The sequence below is a fragment of the Geodermatophilus sp. DF01-2 genome (genome assembly GCF_004571065.1).
GTDB lineage: Bacteria > Actinomycetota > Actinomycetes > Mycobacteriales > Geodermatophilaceae > Geodermatophilus.
This window is the reverse complement of record NZ_SPQN01000162.1, coordinates 1-2,825: the sequence shown is the minus strand read 5'-3', so window position 1 is coordinate 2,825 and position 2,825 is coordinate 1. Positions and strand designations below refer to the sequence as shown.

Annotated in this window: 2 protein-coding genes and 2 pseudogenes; 1 reads left to right on the top strand and 3 read right to left on the bottom strand. The window is 74.8% G+C overall.

Going from position 1 to position 2,825, the window contains the following annotated elements:
- The 3 genes and pseudogenes from E4P41_RS21515 to steA form a co-directional block, all read right to left on the bottom strand.
- Window positions 1–246, bottom strand: a pseudogene (locus E4P41_RS21515) (hypothetical protein); the annotation flags it as partial.
- The gene (locus tag E4P41_RS21510) at window positions 243–1,193 is read right to left on the bottom strand and encodes a copper transporter (protein WP_135143228.1); all 951 of its coding nucleotides are present in this window, start codon (window positions 1,191–1,193) and stop codon (window positions 243–245) included. The gene E4P41_RS21510 and the pseudogene E4P41_RS21515, both read right to left, overlap by 4 nt.
- Complete coding sequence (gene steA, locus E4P41_RS21505; RefSeq protein ID WP_135143227.1) at window positions 1,190–2,377, bottom strand: putative cytokinetic ring protein SteA; 1,188 nt, start codon at window positions 2,375–2,377, stop codon at window positions 1,190–1,192. The genes E4P41_RS21510 and steA overlap by 4 nt, the downstream gene beginning before the upstream one ends.
- Window positions 2,378–2,542: 165 nt before the next feature.
- On the opposite strand from steA, the pseudogene E4P41_RS22910 reads away from it, so the two are divergent.
- Window positions 2,543–2,825, top strand: a pseudogene (locus E4P41_RS22910) (hypothetical protein); the annotation flags it as partial.

Below are 2,825 nucleotides of genomic sequence, written 5' to 3'. Positions count from 1 at the left end.
CGCGCGGGTGCCCGCCGGGGCACCGGCGACGGCGCTGGCCGTGGCCGCCGCCGCGAGAGCCGGCCCCCCGAGCAGGGTGACCGGACGGCCGGCGTAGTTCGTGCGCCGCCAGGGGGCGCCGGCCGGATGCGCGTCGAGCGCCGCCGCACCGGCCAGCCCGAGCTGGGCTCCGGCCGCACCGCCGAGCACCAGCAGCAGCCGGCGTCGCGCACCGCCGTCCGGCCGCCGGGACGAGCGGCGGGTCACGGGGTCGAGGTGGGGACCGGCGGCACCGGCTGGGTGTCCTCACCCGTGCCGTAGGCACCCGAGGTGCCCTCGCTCTCCCTCCCGAGAGCGAGGACCGTGCTGATCCGCCCCGACGCCGAGTCGAGGTTGTCCACGGTCGAGACCGCCGCGGACAGCTCGGGGTCGGCCCGGATGACGCCGACCAGCCCGGTCTCCCGCGCCGATGCGGCGTCGCCGGCGACGACGGCGCCCGAGCCGGCGGCGTCCAGGGCCAGGACCAGGTCGACGAGGGCATCGGTGCGCTCCTCGGCGTCGTCCCCCGGGGCGCCGGCGGTGAGGACCACCGCGTGGTCGGCCGGGGTGACCGACGTCCCCTCGACGTCCAGCACGTCGAGGGCCCGCAGACCTGCGAGGACGGAGGAGAGCGCGGCGGTGTCCGGCGCGGCCTCGCCGGGCGCGGCCGGGACCATGAGCACCTGGGCCAGCAGCGAGCCGACCAGCTGACCGGTGTCGTCGATCTCGGGCAGCGTGACCCCGGTGGGCAGGCCGGGCCCGGTGACGTAGCTCTGCAGCTCGGCGGCGGTGGCCGGGTCGCTGAACTCCGGCTGCAGCCGGATGGTGCCGGTCACCGTGCCGCCGGCCTGGTCGACCAGGGTGGAGACCTCCTCGACGGTCTCGGCCGGGACGTCCTCTCCGGTGGCGACGAGTACCACGCTGCGGTCGGGAAGGCTGCCGGCGACCAGGGCGGGGGCGACGGCCTCCTCGAAGGCGTCGCCGGTCTCCAACTGGGCCTGCAGCTCCTGGGTCTGGGTCTCCAGCTCCCGCTTGTCCTCGGCGAGCGCCGTCACCTGGCTCTCGAGGTCCTCGAGGATCGGCGCGTTCAGCGCCGTGGTGCCGATGACGATGCCCAGCGCCACGGCCAGGAAGACGGCGATCAGCGAGACCAGGTGGTAGCGGAAGTCGATCACGTGAAGAGGTTCTCCAGCCAGAACACGAAGCTGTTCCATTGATCGGCCAGCAGGTCGAGGTAGAGGCGACCGGCCGCCGAGACCGCGAGGGCCGACCCGATGGCCACGAAGGCGGCGAGCACGAGGACGACCAGCGTGAGGGTCGAGATGCGGCTGCGGTAGAGCCGGCTCACGCCCTTGGCGTCGACCAGCTTGCCACCCAGCCGCAGCCGGGTGAGGAAGGTCGAGGCCATGCCGCCGCGGCCCTTGTCGAGGAACTCGACCAGCGTGGCGTGGGTACCCACGGCGACGATGAGCTTGGCGCCCTTCTCGTCGGCCAGCAGCATCGCGATGTCCTCGCTGGTGGCCGCGGCCGGGAAGGTGATCGCGTCGACACCGAGGTCCTGCACGCGGGCCAGGCCGGGGGCGCGGCCGTCTGCGTAGGCGTGCACGACGACCTCGGCGCCGCTCTTCAGGACGTCGTCGCTCACCGAGTCCATGTCGCCGACGATCATGTCCGGCCGGTAGCCGGCCTCGACGAGGGCGTCGGCGCCGCCGTCGACGCCGATGAGCACCGGCCGGTAGTCGCGGATGTAGGACCGCAGGGCCTGCAGGTCCTCCTTGTAGTCGTAGCCGCGGACGACGACCAGCACGTGCCGGCCCTCGATCCGCGTGGCCACGTCCGGGACACCGACGCCGTCGAGCAGCAGCGCGCGCTCGCGCTTCATGTACTCCATCGTGTTGGTGGCGAAGGCCTCCAACTGGACCGCCAGCCCGGCGCGCGCGTCGGCCATCGCCTCGGCGACCGACTCCGGGGTCTGCTCGGTGCCCTCGGCGAGCACGGTGCCGTCCTCGAGCAGCAGCTGGTTGCCGTCGACGCGGACCGGCGTCCCCTCCTTGACCGCGGCGAGCACGTCCTTGCCGACGCCGTCGACCAGTGGGATCCCGGCGCCGACGAGAATCTCGGGACCGAGGTTGGGGTAGCGGCCGGAGGTGCTCGGCGCGGCGTTGACCACCGCCGCGACCCGGCAGGCGACCAGCGAGTCGGCGCTGACCCGGTCGATGTCGACGTGGTCGATGACCGCGACGTCACCGGGGCGCAGCCGCTTGGTGAGGTTCTTGGTGCGGCGGTCCAGCCGCACGGTGCCGGTCACCCCGGGGGCCGCTTCGGGCGCCCGACCACGGCGGAGGGAGCCGATGCGCATGGCCTGCACTCTCCCACGGTCGTCCGCGAGGGCCGCCCTCCGACGCGCGCCAGCGACGCCCCGGTCACGCAGAGTGTCCGACACCACGGGAACGACGACACGCCGGACACTTCTGCCCCACCGGCCCCGCCGGGATGCCCAGCCGCGCTGTCTACCGTTGCCCGGGTGACACCAGGGGCGCATGCAGCCGGCCGCACGCACGAGCACGACGACGTCCGGCCGGAGTCGCCCGAGGCGGTGGTCCACGAGCTGCCGGTCTCCGAGGTCCCGCCTCCGGGGTCGTCCGCGCCGCGGTCCTCGGTGCCGAAGTCGTCCGAGCGGGGGGCGTCCGTGCCCACCCCCGAGGACGAGGCGCCGCCGCCCCCGCTGCCCGGTGCGGCCACGCCGGTCGCTCCACCGGCCGGTGCCGCACCGCAGCCGGAGCAGCCCGCCCGCGGTCGCCGCGGAC